Source organism: Corynebacterium auris, from assembly GCF_030408575.1.
GTDB lineage: Bacteria > Actinomycetota > Actinomycetes > Mycobacteriales > Mycobacteriaceae > Corynebacterium > Corynebacterium auris.
This window is the reverse complement of record NZ_CP047047.1, coordinates 2150529-2168674: the sequence shown is the minus strand read 5'-3', so window position 1 is coordinate 2168674 and position 18146 is coordinate 2150529. Positions and strand designations below refer to the sequence as shown.

General features: G+C 67.5%; 13 protein-coding genes. 6 read left to right on the top strand and 7 right to left on the bottom strand.

The genetic code is table 11. The features are described from left to right. Nucleotides 1-20: 20 nt before the first annotated feature. Both CAURIS_RS10315 and CAURIS_RS10310 read right to left on the bottom strand, forming a co-directional pair. Nucleotides 21-512: a MarR family winged helix-turn-helix transcriptional regulator gene (locus CAURIS_RS10315; protein WP_290341974.1), complete on the bottom strand. Its 492-nt coding sequence runs from the start codon at nt 510-512 to the stop codon at nt 21-23. Further along, the gene (locus CAURIS_RS10310; protein WP_231286668.1) at nt 509-784 is read right to left on the bottom strand and encodes a hypothetical protein; all 276 of its coding nucleotides are present in this window, start codon (nt 782-784) and stop codon (nt 509-511) included. The genes CAURIS_RS10315 and CAURIS_RS10310 overlap by 4 nt, the downstream gene beginning before the upstream one ends. 338 nt (nt 785-1122) lie before the next feature. On the opposite strand from CAURIS_RS10310, the gene ribB reads away from it, so the two are divergent. The 3 genes from ribB to CAURIS_RS10295 are packed head-to-tail and all read left to right on the top strand — an operon-like array spanning nt 1123 to nt 5291. Next, nucleotides 1123-1875, top strand: coding sequence for a 3,4-dihydroxy-2-butanone-4-phosphate synthase (ribB, locus tag CAURIS_RS10305; protein WP_290341973.1), 753 nt, complete (start codon nt 1123-1125; stop codon nt 1873-1875). Nucleotides 1876-1883: 8 nt separating this feature from the next. Continuing rightward, entirely contained in the window at nt 1884-3128 is a 1245-nt protein-coding gene (locus CAURIS_RS10300) for a lysophospholipid acyltransferase family protein (protein ID WP_290341972.1), read from the top strand. A gap of 3 nt (nt 3129-3131) precedes the next feature. Continuing rightward, the gene (locus CAURIS_RS10295; RefSeq protein WP_290341971.1) at nt 3132-5291 is read left to right on the top strand and encodes an MMPL family transporter; all 2160 of its coding nucleotides are present in this window, start codon (nt 3132-3134) and stop codon (nt 5289-5291) included. A 199-nt stretch (nt 5292-5490) separates the two neighbouring features. On the opposite strand, the gene ptsP is transcribed toward CAURIS_RS10295, so the two are convergent. From ptsP to CAURIS_RS10270, 5 genes are all read right to left on the bottom strand, one after another. Then, the gene (gene ptsP, locus CAURIS_RS10290; RefSeq protein WP_290341970.1) at nt 5491-7182 is read right to left on the bottom strand and encodes a phosphoenolpyruvate--protein phosphotransferase; all 1692 of its coding nucleotides are present in this window, start codon (nt 7180-7182) and stop codon (nt 5491-5493) included. Between the two features lie 8 nt (nt 7183-7190). Next, a complete protein-coding gene (locus CAURIS_RS10285) occupies nt 7191-8300 on the bottom strand; it encodes an HPr family phosphocarrier protein (RefSeq protein ID WP_290341969.1) in 1110 nt (369 codons plus the stop codon). Nucleotides 8301-8304: 4 nt separating this feature from the next. Beyond that, entirely contained in the window at nt 8305-10302 is a 1998-nt protein-coding gene (locus CAURIS_RS10280; RefSeq protein ID WP_290341968.1) for a glucose PTS transporter subunit IIA, read from the bottom strand. Between the two features lie 163 nt (nt 10303-10465). Beyond that, nucleotides 10466-13396, bottom strand: a complete 2931-nt coding sequence (locus CAURIS_RS10275; protein ID WP_290341967.1) for an alpha-(1->3)-arabinofuranosyltransferase domain-containing protein — start codon at nt 13394-13396, stop codon at nt 10466-10468. A gap of 15 nt (nt 13397-13411) precedes the next feature. Continuing rightward, nucleotides 13412-13609 carry a DUF2613 domain-containing protein gene (locus tag CAURIS_RS10270; RefSeq protein ID WP_290341966.1) on the bottom strand — a complete coding sequence of 66 codons (198 nt, stop codon included), beginning with the start codon at nt 13607-13609 and terminating at the stop codon, nt 13412-13414. A 71-nt stretch (nt 13610-13680) separates the two neighbouring features. Here CAURIS_RS10270 and CAURIS_RS10265 point away from each other — a divergent pair, with 71 nt between their 5' ends. The 3 genes from CAURIS_RS10265 to CAURIS_RS10255 all read left to right on the top strand — a co-directional run bounded on the left by CAURIS_RS10265 (nt 13681) and on the right by CAURIS_RS10255 (nt 18090). Continuing rightward, nucleotides 13681-14871, top strand: a complete 1191-nt coding sequence (locus tag CAURIS_RS10265; RefSeq protein WP_290341965.1) for a glycoside hydrolase family 3 N-terminal domain-containing protein — start codon at nt 13681-13683, stop codon at nt 14869-14871. Nucleotides 14872-14988: 117 nt separating this feature from the next. Further along, nucleotides 14989-16614: a VanW family protein gene (locus CAURIS_RS10260; RefSeq protein ID WP_435384048.1), complete on the top strand. Its 1626-nt coding sequence runs from the start codon at nt 14989-14991 to the stop codon at nt 16612-16614. A gap of 123 nt (nt 16615-16737) precedes the next feature. Continuing rightward, nucleotides 16738-18090, top strand: a complete 1353-nt coding sequence (locus CAURIS_RS10255; protein ID WP_435384005.1) for a YjiH family protein — start codon at nt 16738-16740, stop codon at nt 18088-18090. The last annotated feature ends 56 nt before the right edge of the window (nt 18091-18146 follow it).

Here is an 18146-nt window from a genome sequence, read left to right as displayed (position 1 = left end):
GGTCGCGATGGGATTGGAACCTAGAGCTTGTCGAACAGGTGTGGGTAGCGCTTCTTCATGGCTGCGGTTAGGGAGGGGTCAGTCAGTAGACAGGTCAGTTGGGTGAGGATGTCCTCCGGGTGAGCGCTGAGCGCATGGGTGAGGGCATCACCGATACTGTCGTCGAAGTTCTTCTTGAGATTGGTGATCGCGGCAACCATTTCACGACCGGCCGGCGTGAGAGCGTGGAGGGTTGCCCGTTTATCTGTGGTGGACTGGGAGGTCATTGTCAGCCCTTTGGATGCGAGAGTGGTGAGCAGGCGACTGGGACTGCCGGATTCGCAGACGAGGTAATCGCCGACTTCTCGAGTGCTCATCGGGCCGTAGGTGCCGATGACTTCGATGGCTTCGGCTTGGGAATTGGTCAGGTCCAGCTGTGCAAAGAGATTGTTGAGTTGTCGGTTTCCTTGCCGTTGGAGGGCGAGGATCAGGTAGCGGAACTCTTCAGGGTGGTCGGCAATGGTCTTGTTCATGAGGGGATGTCGTGTGGGGAGGAGTTGTTGAGGGTCTGGGCGAGGCGGGTCAGGCGCTTGTGGGGGACGAGCGAGGCTTCGTGGTCACCGATGATGGCGGTGAGGACACCGTGCTGGTTGATGGTGTGGGCGACCGTCGTGCCGCGAGGATCTGGGGTGAGGGTGAAGGTGGATTCTTCGGTGAGGCCCGGGATCTCGATATGAAACGTGATGACGTCAGGGGAGGGTTGCGTGTAGGTTAACTTTCCTTTCAGGAGGCTACGGACGGTCACGGAATGCGCACCGTCGGAATCTTCTGGCCCGATATTGCTGAAGGCAGGGTTCCATGTGGAGAGATTGCTGATGTCGAGCAGGATTTTTCTAATCATAGACGGATCATGCTCAAGAGTAATAACCGCGGAATTCTGCGTCTTTAATGACATAGCATGAATGTTAGGCGATCGCCCAGTAAAAAGCGAGTGCTTACTGATTGCGCTGGCGTTATATAAAAAACTACCCCCAATTTTGGGTAATTTACCGTTCGCGTGGAGAGCATTTGCGGCCTGGAGTACAAATACCAATGACACAACATCGATGTTGCGTCACGGGTATTTTTTGAAAGGATCTGACCATGACCCGCACGCTGACCGACATTCCACAGACCAACGACACCAAGACCACCGCTCGCCTCGATGCAGAAACCCATCTGGCTCCCATTGAAGACATCGTCGCGGATATTGCCACCGGCAAGATGGTCGTTCTCGTCGACGATGAAGATCGAGAAAACGAAGGCGACCTCATCATGGCCGCCGAAGCGATCACTCCCGAGGCTGTCAACTTCATGATCTCCCAAGGCAAGGGACTGCTGTGCGTTCCCATGACCGCTGAGCATGCCCGCACCCTCAACCTCGCTCCCATGGTCGAACGCAACGAAGACGACTTCGGCACCTCCTTTACCGTCTCTTGCGATGCCACCGCCGACTTCGGCATCACCACTGGCATTTCCGCCTCCGACCGCGCCGCAACGATCAACCTGTTGGCCTCCGGGGGAGTAGCCAGCAACTTCCACCGCCCCGGCCACGTCTTCCCACTCATGGCACGCGAGGGCGGCGTGCTCACCCGCATCGGCCACACCGAAGCAGGCAGTGACCTCGCCGCCATGGCTGGATTCGCTCCCGTGGGAGCCATCGTCGAAATCATCGGCGACGACGGCGAAATGCTGCGCCTCCCACAGCTCGTGGAATGGTGCGCCGAACGCAGCATCGCGCTATCCACCATCGAACTCTTGCGCACCTACCGACAAGAACAGGTCGCCGCCGGTGTCGCGATCACCCAACGTCCCGACGGCTCCCCACTGGCCACCCCCCTGACGAGCGCGAAGTAAGTGCCACCATGGTCAACCACAACACCACCCGCATCGGGCAATACATCCGCAAAATATCGACCCCTCGCATCCACGACCTCGTCCTCCGACACGTCGGTTATGTCGAAGGACTAGAGAATATCCCGCGCACAGGACCGGTCATCCTCGTCGCCAACCACTCGTCCTACATGGACCACTTCGTGATGAAAACCCTCGCCGAGTCTGTTCGCCCCGGCCGCGTCTGGTTCCCGACAAAGGCGGAAGCCTTCGACACCTTCTTGTCGCGCGTCTGGCACGAATCCATGGACTGCTACCCCGTGGATCGCAACGCGCCCAGCGAAGAAATCTTCCAACGTGCCCGCGACGTCCTGGATCGTGACGACACGCTCGTTCTCTACCCCGAAGGCACCCGCAACACGGGAGAGGGGCTCCTCCCGTTTAAGTCCGGAGCGTTCCGGATGGCATTGGCCAACAAGACGCCCGTCATTCCCGTCGGGATGACCGGCCTAGCCGAGGTGCTTCCGAAGGGTGCGTCCATTCCCCGCCGCCGGTTGTTCTCTGTCGCGATTGGTCAACCGTTGACGGTGCCGACCAGTGGTGATGAACGTGCCCGAGCGCGCGCCATGCGCGATGACGCTTTCGACAAGATCTCTGGTCTGAAGTACCGCTCCAGTCACATCACCGCGAAAGATTCCGGCCAGGCGCTCGACGGGATGGTTACGCTCTCCCACACCATGGTGGCTGAGAACCTCACGGTGGACGGAAACCTGCCCGCCGAGGTCGTCTCCCGGATTCAGCTTCTGCTGAGAATTGCAGATAAAACGTCCCGACGGCGCTTGGACTTGCAGGTACAGAAAACACGCATCGACGGCTTCCGCGCCTTAAACTCACTGACTCCCGTGGGCACGATGGTGCGTGCCGCTGTCGTGAATCAAAAAGCCGATCGACTTTCCGACCTGCATTCGTCCTACGACTTCGCGGCCTACCTCGCTGGTCGTAGCTCTCTGGTCCTGCCGCAATGGATGGGAGGCGGCACAGGCAAAGCGAGCACGCACTTCAAGCGTGCCGTCGCCCGCGAAGGGCAAATGACATCACAGGCCTATGTGGGGCTTGGGGAGTCTCTGGCTGCCGCCGGTGACACCTCCGGCGCCGTCGACGCCTACGAGCACGCACTACACAACATTGATGCTTCTGACCCCCGAGGAGTCGCGCGCAAAGAGAAGATCTCTCGTGCCGTAGCCCAGCTCACCGGCGCAGCACACGGGAGGCCATAACTCATGATTCTTACGTTTGTTCAGCGTCACGCCAAGCTCGTGATTCTCCTGTGGGCAGTAGTGTTCGTCCTCAGCGCGGTCGGCGCATGGCACCTTAACGACTCCGTCAAAGCCGGCGGCTTCAATGACCAACACGGTCAATCGTTCGCCGGCCAAGACGTCAACCGCGAGGCCTTCGGTGATGCCGACAATGAACTCTCCGTCGTGCTCACCTCCGACGAGACCGTTGATTCTTCAACACTGGATGCCGTGGAAACTGCCATCCACGAGCTGCCACACGTTGAGTATGTGACGGATGGACGACAAGTCGCGCAGCTCGGCTCTGACTCCGGGCAGACGCAGATCGTCCAAGTCGGCTTCGACGCCGACAACACGACGACACAGAACATGGTGCCCACACTCCGTGACAAAGTCGCCGAGGCTGTCGACGGCACCGCGGTAGACAGTCACGTTACGGGCGCCGCGGCACTGGACTATGACCTGAATATTCAGTCCCAGCAAGATGCCCTGCACGCGGAAATGATCGCCTTCCCGCTGCTCATCCTCGTGCTGCTGTTCATCTACCGCGCCGTCGGTCCAACCGCGGTCACGCTGATCACGGCAGGCATCTGCCTGGCGGGAACACAAGGTGCCGGGACGGTCTTGGCTCAGTTCATGGATGTGTCGAACATGTACGTCACGGGTGCATCATTGATCGGCTTGGCCGTGAGCGTGGACTATTGTCTCTTCCTCACTGCTCGTTACAAAGAGAACATCCACGCTGGGGTGGACACACCGGAGGCATTGCGCCTGGCGACGCATACCGCGGGGCATGCCATCCGCTTTGGCGGCCTGAGCGTCATCGCCGCCTTGTGCGCCCTGTTTATCGCTCGGAATATGGTCTTTTCTTCTATTGCGTTGGCAGGGATCATTGTGACGACGATTGCACTGCTTGCTCTGTCCACCCTGGTGCCGGCCATCATCACCGTGCTCGGCGACCGACTCTTCTTCGGCAAACTGCCGGGCTTCCACGACGCGCTGGTTATCGAGGAGGAAAAAGATTCACCGATGCTCCGCACAGCACTGACCAAACCAGCCATCGTGGTTTTCTCGGTCGTCGTGCCACTGCTCGTATGTGCCGCACCGTTGGCGGGAATCAAGCTGCAGGTCCCAGTCGCCAGCGTGTCGATCCTCCCAGAGGGCAAGGATTCCCGTGAGGGCATCGAAGCGATCCAGTCCGAACTCGATGCCCGCACCTTGTTCCCCACGAGCGTGACCTTCGAAGGGGCACCAGGCGAATCAGCTGAAGACGTGCAGGCGAAAGCCACAGCATTCGCCGACCAACTTGGTGGCGTCAGCAACGTCGATCAGGTGCTTGTCCCGGGGACGCCAGAGGAAAAGCTCTCCCCCTACCCACTATCGGGATCGCAACAGTCAGTGAATTACTCTCGCGTGCTCGTCACCTCGACGGGACTGCCGGATTCTGATGACGCCCACGAGATGATCCGAGATATTAAAGATCTCACAGGCGACCAGGCTGATGTCTACGTCTCGGGAGCCACCGCCCAGGGGGACGATTTCGACCGCTTGGTCGAAAGCTCCATTCCCTGGATCATCGCAGCCGTGGTGCTCATCTCGTTGGCCCTGCTGGGCTGGGCATTCCGCTCGTGGCGCCTGCCCGTCCTCGCGGTTGTCCTCAACGGACTGGTGGTCTCTGCGGCGATGGGACTGTTGTCCTTTATATGGAAAGCCGTGACGGGTGATTCCATCAACTCGGTCACCCCGATCGTTATCTTCGCAATCGTCTTTGGCCTATCGATGGACTACATGGTCCTCATGGCCTCCCGCATGAAAGAAGAATTCGTTAACGGTGCGGCCCACCGTCGTGCCATTGCGTTGGGAATCGCCAAGACGTCACGGTTGGTGATCTTCGCGGCGATCATCATGATCGGAGTATTCCTCTCGTTCATGGTCGCGGAAATCAGCATTGTGCGCGAGATCGGTCTGGGCTTGGCCATGGCCGTCGCGATGGACGCGCTGATCGTCCGTCCACTGCTGCTGCCGTCGATCTTGACGCTGATCGGGCCGAGCGTGTGGGGTGGTACCTCCACTACCACGACGGAGTTGGGGGGAGGTGAAGCCGATGACCCCCGACGTCCAGAGCCCACACCCGTGGCCGTTTGATGACGCGGGCATCGTGAATGTCTACCCCGTGCGATTGGCCCATGACCCGCAGGGTGGTGCGGGCGCCGGGTATGCATTGCATAGTTTTTGCGCGGGGCGTCGGTCTTGGCGCGGGGGCGCCGGGGTATGCATTGCATAGTTTTTGCGCGGGGCCGCCCCACGCTCCCCGGACACATGAACCCGCAGGGCCACTACCGGATCAAAGCAACGCCTCGAGCTTCGGGTTGGCGAGCGCGGCGACGGCTGCCTTGGCGTCGGCGGCGGTGAGGGCGTCGACGGCGTAGGCGGCCATCTGCTGGCAGGTCGCGCGGTCGTGCATGTGCAGGGCGGCGCGCACGGCGGGGACCTTCGAGGGGGCCATGGACAGGGAGCTTACCCCGAGGCCGACGAGCACGAGGGCGAGCAGCGGGTCGCCGCCGGCTTCGCCGCACACGCCGATGGGTTTGCCGGTGGCGTCGCCGCCCCGGCAGGCGGTGCGGATCATGGTGAGGACGGCGGGCTGCCACGGCGAGAGCAGCTCGGAAAGCGCACCCTGCATGCGGTCGGCGGCCATCGTGTACTGGGAGAGGTCGTTGGTGCCGATGGACGCGAAGTCGACGACGTCGAGAAGCTGCTTGGCGCTGATGGCGGCGGCGGGCACCTCGATCATGATGCCCACGTGGGGCAGCTGGCGGGCGCGGGCCTTGTCCGCGAACCAGCGGGCCTCCTCCATCGTGGCCACCATGGGTGCCATCACGCGTAGGTCGGCGCGGCGGCCGGTGGCCTCGAAGGCGGCGGCGAGCGCGTCGAGCTGGGTGTCCAGCAGGTCCTCGCGCGCCTGGGAGAGGCGCAGCCCGCGGCGCCCGAGCGCCGGGTTGTCCTCCTCGCCCAGGTTGGCAAAGGCCAGGGGCTTGTCGGCGCCGGCGTCGAGGGTGCGCACGACGACGCGGCGGGTACCAAAGGCCTCGAGGACGCGGGAGTACGTCTCGGTCTGTTCCTCGAGCGTGGGGGCGCTGGCGCGGTCGAGGAAGAGGAACTCGGTGCGGAACAGGCCGGTGCCTTCGACGTCGCGGGCGGCGGCGGCCGCGCCGTCCTCCGCGGTGCCGATGTTGGCCAGCAGGCTCACGGGGTAGCCGTCGGCAGTCCTGCCGGGGCCGGTGGATTCCGCGAGGGCCGCTTGTCGACGCTCCGTGCGGCGCCTCATCTCGTCGACCTCCTCATCGGAGGGGCGGACGATGACCTCGCCGGCCCCGCCGTCGAGGGCGACGAGGGTGCCCTCGGGGATATCCATGATCCCCTCCGCCCGGACCACGGCGGGGATGCCGAGCTGGGCGGCGAGGATGGCGGTGTGGCTGGTGGGGCCGCCAGCGGCGGTGATGATGCCGACGACGAGCTGGGGGTCGAGCCCGACGGTGTCGGCGGGCGCGAGGTCCTCGGCGAGCAGGACGGAAGGTTCGGTGATGGTGGGGACGCCGGGCTTGGGCAATCCGCGTAGCTCGCAGATGGTGCGGTCGCGCACGTCGTAAAGGTCGGTGACGCGCTCGGCCATGTAGCCGCCCAGGTTGCTCAGGATCGTGGCGTAGTCCTCGACGGCCTCATGGACCGCGCGGGTCACGCCGGCGCCGGCTGTGAGCTTCTTGTCCGCGGCCTTTGCCAACGCGCGGTCGGAGGCGAGCTGGGCGGTGGCCTCCAGGATGGGGCGGGCCTTCGGGCTGGCGGTTTCGGCCTGCTGTTTGAGGGAGGCGGTGACCGCGGCCATCGCGGCGCGGATGCGCTCGCCGTCGGCGGCGGGGTCGGTGGAGGCGGGCTCGTCGGCGTCCACGCCCGGTGCGGGGAGGACCTTGACTGCCTCGGCGCTCGCTGTGCCAGGGGAAACGCCAATGCCGTAGATGACGGTGTGCTGTTCAAACATGGTTCCTCCTACTCAGAGCTGAGGTCGCGTTCGAGCATAGCGGCGAGTGCGTCGAGCGCGTCGGCGGCTCCGTCGCCGGTGGCGGAGAGGGTGACCACGTCGCCGTGCTTGGCGCCCAACGCCATGACCTCCAGGACGGAGGCGGCGTCGGCCTGGTGCCCGTCGAAGGATACGGTCACGTCGGCGCCGGACGCCGCGGCCACCTCGGCGAAGAGGGAGGCCGGGCGCGCGTGGAGCCCGATCGGCGCGGCGATCGTGGCGGTGCGGGTGGGGGTGGCTGCCTCCACCATGCGGGCGATGTGGAGGGTCAGGTAGGACACCTCGTCCTCGGTGAGGGCTGCGCCGAGGCGCAGCTCGATCAGCGCCGCGAGGCGCTGGGCGCTGCGGTAGGCGCCGGGGGAGGAGTCGCGGATGGCGCGGCCGATGGCGGAGGAGTGCTCGCTGAGCTGCTCGTGGTTGGCGATGCGCACGAAGAGGTAGCGCAGGTGGGTGATAAAACGCGCGATGCTGACCGACCCGGAATCGAGGGCGATGCCGTAGTCGCTTTCGACGTGGTCGAGCAGCTGGTTGAGCATGCCCGTCATCGTGTAGGTGAAACTCAGGTCGCCGGTGGAAAAACCGGCGTTGACCAGGTGCAAGGCGATGGCCACGGCCTCCGCGTCGGGGAGCGGGGCGAGCTCACGCTGCACCACGACGCGGTTTACCGCCGCGACGATGGCCTTTGCCTGGCGGTACTCCTCGCCGTAGAGCTGGCTCACCTCCGCCTGGAGGGGGTAGTCGAGGCGTTGGCCGCTCGCCGCGCGTGAGATGGCGAAGCCGATGTGGTCCGCCAGCGCGATGAGCAGCGAGGCGCTGTGCGCCAAGGAGTCCGGCAGCCCGGCCTCCGCGACGGCGTCGGTGACCAGGGTGACATGCGCCAGCGGGATCGAGCTGAGCATCGTGGCCACGTGGTCGGGGTCCCGCCCGTCTTCGGGAACGAAGGTCCTGGCAACGCGGGCGTCGTCGACGACGTCGCCGGGGTGCGCCTTGAAGCCAATGCCCCGGCCGGTGACGATCTTCTCGCCGGCGGAGTCCTTGGCCAGGTCCACGTTGTTGTTAAAGACGCGCAGAATCTCCATGGCGCTACGGCTGCACCTCAATGACGGTGGTTCCGGCGCCGACGGTGCCGCCGGTGACGGGCTCGACGTGGGACATCTTCTTCGTGTTGGTCACTGTGACGAGTGTGGTCGTGGGGTAGCCCGCCTCGGCGATGGCAGCGAGGTCCACGGTGGCCAGCAGGTCGCCTGCCTCGACGCGCTGCTTCTTTTCTACCGCGACCTCGAAGCCCTCGCCGTCCATTTTCACCGTGTCGATGCCGATGTGGACGAGCACCTCGACGCCCTCGTCCGTCTTGATGCCGAAGGCGTGGCCCGTCTTCGCCACCGTCATCAGCGTGCCGGCAACGGGGGAGACCACCGTGGGCTCGCTCGGGATGATGCCCAGGCCCGCGCCGAGGGCACCGGAGGAAAACACCTTGTCGCCGGTGTCCTCCAGGCTGATCGCCTCCCCGGCGACGGGGGCGGTGACGTGGACGGCCGACGGGGCGTCGTCACGCGGCGCGGGCTCCGCCGTCTCACGCTGGGCCTGCTCCGCGGCGGCGACGCGCGCCTTGACCTCGGCCCGCTGCTCGGGCGTGCGGTAGTCCGTGAGCACGATCGCGAACATGGCGACGAAGAAGGCCACCGCGATGGAGATGGCGTAGACCCACATCGGGCTGAAGACCACGGTGGTCAGCAGCGAGGTGAACACGAAGGCCTGGGTTTGCACCCCGTCGAAGGGGGCGGAGAGCACGGCGATGGTGATGCCGCCGGCGAGGCAGCCGAGCAGCATGCGCGGGTAGATGCGCTTGAAGCGCAGGTGGATGCCGTAGAGCGAGGGCTCGGAGATGCCGCCGAACAGGCCCGCGGCGAGCGCGCCGGAGGCGGTCTGGCGCATCTGGGTGTCGCGGTCGCGCAGCGAGAGGGCGAGGACGCCGGCGGTGGCGCCGAAGCACGCGAAGTTCCACACGCCCATCGGGCCCTGGATGAAGTCGTAGCCCAGCGTCTGGATGTTCACCAGCATGAGCGCGTTGAGCGGCCAGTGCAGGCCCAGCGGGACGAGGAAGGGGTAGAGCAGCGGGATCATGACCGCGAAGACGAACGGCGCGTTGGAGTTCATCCACGCCAGGCCCTCGCCAATGCCGTTGCCCAGCCACACGCCCAGCGGGCCGATGAGGAAGGCGGTCAGCGGGATGATGATGAGCATGGAGATGAACGGCACGAACACCATCTGCACGTTCTCCGGGAAGACCTTCTTCAGGCCGTGGTAGACCAGCGCGAGGATGGGCACCATGAGCAGCGGTACGAAGACCTGGGAGCCGTAGTCGTTGAGCTGCATCGGGATGCCGAAAACTTCGGTGGTGAAGAACTCCTGGCCCAGCGACTCGTTGACGGCGGAGGTGGTGTCGGCGAAGCGCTCCGGGTCGGACAGGCTCATGAACTCCGGCGTCATCAGCGCGGCCATGACGGCGGTGCCGAGCCACGGGTCCACGCGCAGCTTCTTCGCGGCGTTGTAGGCGATCATCAGCGGCAGGAAGTAGAACACGCTGCGCCACATGGCGTCGACGAACACCCAGGTCGCCGGCTTATCCTCCGCGCGGAAATCGACCACGCCGAGCGCGTCGAGCACGGCGGCGATGGCGATGATGAGCGAGGCGCCGAGCAGGACGCCGAGGATCGGGCGGAAGGAGTCGGAAAGGTACTCGAAGAAGTTGTCCAGCCAGGAAAACCTCCCGCGCCCCCTCGCCCGCGCGGCGGCCTTGACGTCGGCGTCGGAGGCGCCGCCCTTCATCTCCGGGAGGTTCTTGATCGCGGCGTACGTCGACTCGACGCCGCCGCCGCAGATGACCTGGTAGCGGTTGCCTCCCTGGCGCACGACACCGAGCACGCCGGGGGTGTTTTCGAGCGCCGTGTCGTCTGCCTGGGCGGGGTCGTTGAGCTCAAGCCGCAGACGCGTCGCGCAGTGGGTCAGGCTGGAAATGTTGCCTGGCCCGCCGAGGTTGGCGACGATATCGCGGGCGGCGGACTCTGTGGTCGTTGCCATCGTGGCCTTCTTTCTTCCGGAGGTGACTGTCGCTCGCATGAAAAAAGACCCGAGGCACCACGACGTGGCGGCCTCAGGTCTTGCCTCGTGCGAGTAACAACCCTGGGTTGGTTCCTACACTTTCTCAATCTAGACCCCGGCCCGGCACCAGTAAAGGGGCGGCCTACCCCCGGGTGGGAGCGTCATCCGGAAAGGCGAGCGCGGCCACCGCAACGCAACCGGCCACGAGCACGAGAGCCGAATCCCCGGCGTAGTTGTCCTGCGGCCACGGCGCCCGCGCGAGCCACAGCCCCATGACGGCGGCGCTCCCGCCCGCCAACACGCGCGAGGGGATGAGGGTGAAGCGGCGGATCGCCCACACCGCCGCGGCCGCCGCCGCGCCGGGCAGAAGGCCGACGCCAGCCGCCGCGACGAGCGGGGAGACGGCCCAGCCGCCATCTTCGGGTACTTCGGGGTCCGCGGCCACGCCGCGCCGCCGCGCCGCCAGGACGAGGCAGGTGATGAGCACCGCCGCGGAGGCCGCGCCGCCCACGGCGAGGCTGAGCCGGTAGGGCCGCTCGCCCGCGAAGGTCATGGTGAACTCGCCGCCCACGCCCGGGGGGACACGGAAGGCCTGGGCGCCGGCGTCGACAAGCTCGGGCTGAAGCTCGACCCCGCCGACGTGCGCGCACAGCCCCTCGTTGAAGGCCCGCGTGGTCAGGATGAGCTGGGGCCGCTCCTGCGCCTCGACCTCCCCGCCGAAGGGCTGCCAGCCCGCCGCCGGTGGCTCCCCGCGCGACACGAGCAGGGTGTCGGCCTCGGTGACCACTTCGTGCGTCCCGGCCGGCAGGTCAACGCTGCCGGAGACCTCCTCGCCGTCGATGACGGCGGGCTCGCTGAGCGTCCACGTGGCGGGCTCCGCGGTGGTGAAGCGGCGCTGCAGCAGGTCCGTCGCGGGGAAGAGGCGCTGGAAGAAGTAGGTGTCCGCGGTGCCGGGCACTTCGACGACGCGGGAGGCGCCGGTGTCGAAGGCGCTGATGCCCACCCGCTCGGTCAGGGTGAGGCGCACTCGCCCCGCCGGAACCGTGAGTGAGCGCGGCTCGCCCGCCACCAGCGAGACCTCCCGTTCGGTGCCCCCGGCGGAGACGGTCACGGTGGTATCCCGCGTGGCGGTCACCCGCACGCGCCCGTCGGAGGTGTCGGATTCGATCCAGCCGCGGGTGTCGCCGGGAGCGGGCCACCACGCGGTGGAGTCCAGGCCGTCGAAGGCGGCGGTCAGCGAGGCCGACGGATCGGCGCCTCCGAAGGCCGTCGCGTCGGCTGCGGAGCTCGAGGCGCGGGCATGCCCCTGCTGCGCTACCCCCACGCGCGTGCCCGCCGAGGGGTAGTCCTTCAGTCGGTTGCCCACGTCGGCGCCCTCGGCCTCGGTGTACAGGTGCGCGGAGACCGGCGAATCCAGCGTGCCGTAGTTGCGCGCCGCCAGCGCCGGCGTGTCGGTGAGGATGTCGGGGTCCGTGGAGCCCACGCGCGCCGGGAAATAGCCCAGCTCCCGGTACAGCAGCGCGAGCACCTCGCCGCCGCCGTCGACGCGGACCGGCTCGTCGGAGGTGATCATCATGTCCCGCTGCGGATCCACCATGTGGATGTCCACCGCGCCGAAGCTGACGGTCGGCTCGCCGAGGTCCGGCGGCTCGGGGCCGTCCTCGAGGTCGTGTCGCACCACCACGGCGCCGACACCGAGGGAGCGCAGGGCCTCGGCGTCCACCGCCGTGGTCTGCCCGTCGAGGCCGCGGATCGCCTCCGGGTGGACCAGGGGGATGGCGTCGCGCACGGCGAAGGGCGCCTCAGTCAACGCCTGGATGGGCTCGTCGCGGGTCCACCCCCACGTCTGCCGGGCGAAGGAGGCCGGAGGGACCACGAGGGTGCGGGTGCCGGCGGCGTGCTCGTCGAGCCAGCGGCCCGCAGCGACCCAGTCGGCCGACACCTCCGTCCAGGTGCCCTGCGGCAGGAGGCGCAGCGTCCACGCCGGGGCGACGGCGACGGCGACGGCGAGCGTGGTGGCCACCGCGGCGGGCGGGCGGGCCCGCGAGAGCACCCAGCCGAGGCCGATCGAGAGGGGTAGGCGCACCAGCGGGTCCAGTTTGTGCAGGTTGCGCAGGGGCGCGAGGGGGCCGTCGTAAAGCGCGGTGGCGAAGTGCGCCGTGCCCAGGACCAGAAAACCCAGGCTGAGCAGCAGCACGAAGTAGCCGCGCCAGGGCGTTCCGCGGTGAGCCAGGCCCACGAGCCCCGCCGCGGCGACGAGCGCGGTGGCCAGGATGAAGGCGGGCTCGGTGGCCACAAGGAAGCCGGCGGTGCGCTCCGTGTCCACGAAGGGCGCCCAGCTGGTCGTGCCGCGCAGGATTTCCACGGGGTTGAGCCACCGCGTGGTCACGGCGGCGGACTCGATGAACTCGGTGAACGGCGGGGAGTAGCGCCCGAGCACCAGCAGCGGGCCGATCCACCACGCACTGACCAGCACCGTGCCCGCCGACCACCAGGCCAGCGGCGCCCACGCGCGCCGCCACGCGAGGTAAACGAAGGCGGGCAGGCAGGCAAAGACGGTGGCGGTGGCGTTGACGGCCCCCATGAGCGCGACGGCGACGAGGGAGGCCGCCACGTTGGGGCGCCGCGCGAGAAGCGGCACGAGCGTCCAGGGTACGAGCGCGACGGGCCAGGCCTCGGAGGAAATGGCGGTGAGGGTGGTGAGGATGCGGGGGCTCAGGGCGTAGGCGAAGGCGGCGGCGACAGCGGGCGCCCCGGGGGCCACGCCGACGCGGCGCGCCAGTACGAGGGCGCCGGAGAAGGCGACGCCCAAAAGAAGCGCCCACCAGAGGCGCTGCACAACCCAGTCGGGCAGGGGGAGCAGGAAGAACGGGCCCTGCGGGTAGAGGTAGCCGTAGGCCTGGTTCTGAATCTGCCCGAGGGTGAACTGATCCGTGTAGGCGTGGGTGGCCTGGCTGAGGAACCCGGCGGGGTCCGCGGTCAGGTCGAACTTCGTGTCCGCGGCCACCCGCCCGGGCGGCTGGAGGAAGCTGAGCAGCGCGAGAACCGCCCAGCCGATGACGTGGCCGCGCACGCTAGGGCGGCACGCCTACTGGCGCGAGCCGTACTCCGGGCCGCCGAGCACAGCTTGCTCCGCCGGAACGGCGTTGCCGGTGGGGACGGTGCTCTGGCCAGAGAAGGAGGCGATACCGATCACGCCGACGGCGCCGAGCATGACACCGACGACGACGCTGGCCACAAGCGGTGAAAGAGTGCGGCGAAGCAGAGACGGGTTCTCCTGAGACATGCATTCGAGTCTAGCAGCGCTAGAGTGATTGTGTTCAGCGCATGTGATCCGGGACCGGGGAGGTGATTGCAGTGCACGACGGCGTGCGGCACGCGGCGCCCGCGCTCGCGGCGGGTTTGCTGGCGGGGGTGCTGGCCGGATGCTCCGGCGGGGGAGGCGAGCCGCCTGCCACCACGACTTCCGCCACCACATCCACCCTGCCCTCGGCTGCGCCGCAGAGCACGATACCCGAGCCCCAGCCGGAGCCCGAGCCCAGCGAGGCCGAGCGGCGCGTGCCCGCGGACCTGCGCGCGAAGGTCGCCTCCCTCATGGTGGTCGGCGTGGCGGACTACGGCCAGGCGCGCGCGGCCCTGGACCAGGGCGTCGGCGGCCTGTTCATCCCCAGCTGGGCGGACCCGGCGCTGTTTACGGAGCCGGGCCGCGACATCAACGCCCTGCGCGCGGAGTACGGCCACCCCTTCTCGGTCGCCGTCGACTTCGAGGGTGGGCGGGTGCAGCGCCACACCGAGGTCTTCGGCGCGTGGATGGCGCCGCGTGACCTCGCCGCCCAGCCGCCGGAGGTGATCCGCGGCACCGGCTACGACATCGGCCGCTCGCTGCGCGCCCACGGGGTGAACGTGGATTACGCGCCGGTGCTCGACGTCGACGTCTCCGACATGGACATCGTGGGCGACCGCGCGTTCAGCGGCGACCCGCACGAGGTCGCCAGGGTGGCAGCGCTGTTTTCGCGGGGGCTTATCGACGCCGGGGTCACGCCCACCTTCAAGCACTTCCCCGGCCACGGCCGCGCCTCGGGCGATACCCACCTCGCGCTGGCCGTCACCCCGCCCCTGGAGCAGCTGCATGGCCTGGACCTCGTGCCCTACGGGCCCACCCTGGACAGCCTCCCCGCGGCGAGCGTGATGGTCGGGCACATGATCGTGCCGGGTTTGGGGGCCGAGGGGGTGCCCAGCTCGCTGAACCCCGAGGCGTACCGGATCCTGCGGGAGGGCGACTACCCGGGCGGCGTGCCCTTCGAGGGCGTCGCGGTCACCGACGACCTGTCGGGGATGCGCGGCTTGCTCGACTACGCGCCGACGGCGGAGGCCGTCGAGCGCGCCATCGCGGCCGGCGCGGATCAGGCTCTGTGGTCCTCCGGGGCGGATGTGGCGGGCATCATCGACGGAGTAACGGCCGCCGCGGCGAGCGGGCAGATCCCGCCCGAGCGCATCGAGGAGGCGGCGACGCGCTGCCAGCAGCAGCTCATCGACGCCGGCCTGTAAGAGGACGCCGGATATGCCCTGTGGGGGTACTCCACTACCCTAAGGGGGGTGAGTAGCGTAAACGTATCTTCGGGTCAGGGGTCAGGCGGCGGCCGCGCGGGCAGGGTCGCCCTGGGTGTGGTCGTTGGCGTCTTCGCGGTACTGCTCGCCGTGTACCTGGCAGACCTCGCGATGAACCGCGGCACGCTGCCCCGCGGGACCACCGTGGGCGGCGTGGCCATCGGGGGGCTGACCCAGGACGAGGCGGTGGCCAAGCTGGAGGCGGAGCTCGGCTCGACCGCGCAGGAGCCCGTCACGGTCCGCGCGGCGGAGCAGACCGCCGAAGTAGTCCCCGCCGCGGCGGGCCTGGGGATTGACTGGCGCGCCACCGTGGAGGCGGCGGGCGAGGAGCCCGCTAACCCCTTTGCCAGGCTGGCCAACCTGTTTCGCACCAACGAGATCGACGTGGTTCCCACCGTCGACGACGCCAAGCTGAGCCCCGAGCTCGACCGCCTGCGCGGCGAGCTGCACACCGAGCCGGTCGACGGAGCGATCGCCATCGAGGGCGGCGAGGCGCACGTGTCCGAGCCGGAGCCGGGCCAGGAGGTCCCGCGCGAGGAGCTGAAGGAGCGCTTGAGCACCGGCTGGCTCGACCCGGCGGGCGTCGATGTCGAGCCGGAGGTGCTGCAACCTGCGATCAACGAGGACGTGATCGCCGCCGCCATGGACGGGCCTGTGGAGGAGGCACTCTCCGGCCCGCTGACGCTGCGCGGGCGTGACGACGTGGACGCTGTGATCGCCACGGAGCAGATCGGCGAGGTGGTGCAGTTCCGCAACGTCGAGGGGCGCATCGAGCCCGAGGTCAACCGGGAGCGCGCCGCCGAGATTTTTGGCGAACAGCTCGCTCCGACCGTGACCGAGATGAAGAACGCCCGCGTGCTCCCCGGCGGCGGCGTCGAGCCGAGCCAGGACGGTGTCGGTATCGACTGGGAGGACACGCTCGAAGGCTTCGAGGACAGGCTCCTCGGCCCGGCCGAGCGCACGTGGGACGCGGAGTACAAGGAGGTGGCGGCCGAGTTCACCACCGAGGAGGCGGAGAACGCTACCTTCGACGAGGTCGCCGGCAGCTTCACCACCGGCGGGTTCAACGCCTCGTCCGGCACGAACATCCGCCTGGTGGCGGACACGGTCAACGGGGCGATTGTCAACCCCGGCGAGACCTTCTCCCTCAACGGCTACACGGGCCCGCGCGGCACGGCGCAGGGTTACGTCGAGTCGGGCATCATCCTTGACGGGCGCGCGGACACGGCCGTCGGCGGCGGCATCTCGCAGTTTGCCACGACGCTGTTCAACGCGGCCTACTTCGCCGGGATGACGGACGTGGCGAGCACCCCGCACTCCTATTACATCTCTCGCTACCCGGCGGGCCGCGAGGCCACGGTGTACGAGGGTGCGATCGACCTGCAGTTCCGCAACGATTCGCCGTACCCGGTAAAGATCGCGGCGAGCGTCGGCGGCAACGAGCTGACGGTGAGCCTGATGGGTGTGAAGACGTACAACGTCGAGTCCATCAACGGCGGCCGCTGGGCGTACACGCAGCCGCAGCCGCAGACAGTCACAGGCCCGGGCTGCGCGCCATCGGGCGGGGCCCCAGGCTTCACGACGTCCGACACGCGCGTCGTCTCCGACCTCGCGGGCAACGAGATTTCGCGCGAGACCACCACGACGGTCTACGACCCGCAGCCGATCATCAACTGCGCCTAGCTAGTCACGCCACTGGTCTCGTATACCAGACACACGGTGTGTTTTGCCTCATGTGCCGCTGGAAAGTGTTGGCTAAGTTACATCCCAACCCCATCCAGCGACCACGTGAGGGAGGTATCCGCCGTGACCACCATCGACTCCGTCGTGGCCTCGTCCAATAGCGACGACAGCCCGGCCGCCCGCCCGCGCCCGAAGGGCGTGTGGCGCATGTTCGTGTACAGCGCCATCGGCGCCTTCGTGTTCTTCTTCCCGGTGACCTACAAGGAAAAGCAGTCGATCCCCCTGGATCACATGGTCACCTTCATCCGCGACAACCTCGGCGCCGTCGTGCCCTGGCTCATCCTGGCCCTGGCAGGCTACGGCGTCTGGCGCACCGCGGCCGGCCGGACGTGGCGGGAGGGCCCGCTGAAGGCCACCTTCGCCGTCCTCAACGTCTTCGGGCTCGTCGTGGCGCTTCTCACCGTGCTCAACGCCCTGCCGTGGGTGCTGGGCGAAGAGGACCTCGTGCCCTTCCTCTGGGAGAAGATCGCGGTGCCCGTCGGCCTCATCGTGCCCATCGGTGGCGCGTTCCTCGCCTTCCTCATCGGCTTCGGCCTCCTCGAGTTCGTGGGCGTGCTCATGCAGCCTGTCATGCGCCCGCTGTGGCGCACCCCGGGGCGCTCCGCGATCGACGCGGTGGCCTCCTTCGTCGGCTCCTACTCGCTGGGCATCCTCGTCACCGACCGCGTTTACCAGCAGGGCGGTTACACCGCGCGCGAGGCATCCATCATCGCCACCGGCTTTTCGACGGTATCCGCGGCGTTCATGGTCATCGTCGCTAAGCAGCTCGACCTCATGGAGCACTGGGGAACCTACTTCTGGGTGACCCTGGTGGTCACGTTCGTGGTGACGGCGATTACCGTGCACCTGCCGCCGCTGCGCGCCATCCCGGACGAGTACTACCCGGGAGCGACCCCGGACCCGGAGAAGCCGGTGACCGGCAACCGCCTCAAAGCCGCCTGGAACGCCGCGCTGGAGGTCCTCGAGCGCGTGCCCTCCCTGCCCGCCTTGGTGTGGCAGAACCTCCGCGACGGGGTGCGCCTCGCCGCGGCGATCGTGCCCTCGATCCTGTCGGTCGGCCTGATCGGCCTGCTGCTCGCCCGCTTCACCCCAGTCTTCGAGTGGCTCGGTGTCCTGTTCTACCCCTTCGCCTGGCTTGTGCAGCTGCCGGAGCCGCTGCTGGCCGGCAAGGCGGCAGCCATGGGTATCGCGGAGATGTTCCTCCCCGCCACGGCCGTCGCGGGGGCGGATTCCATGGTGCTCAAGTTCGTCATCGGTGTTGTCGCGGTCTCCGCAATCATCTTCTTCTCCGCGATGGTGCCCTGCATCATGGCCACGAAGATCCCGGTGAAGATCTGGCACCTGGTGGTCATCTGGTTCGAGCGCGTCGCGCTGACCATCCTCATCGCGACCCCGATCGCGCACCTGCTGTTCTAGCCGCGCGCCCGAATCGCCGCGCCCCGCTATGGCAGGCGCGGCTTTTTCGTTTCTGA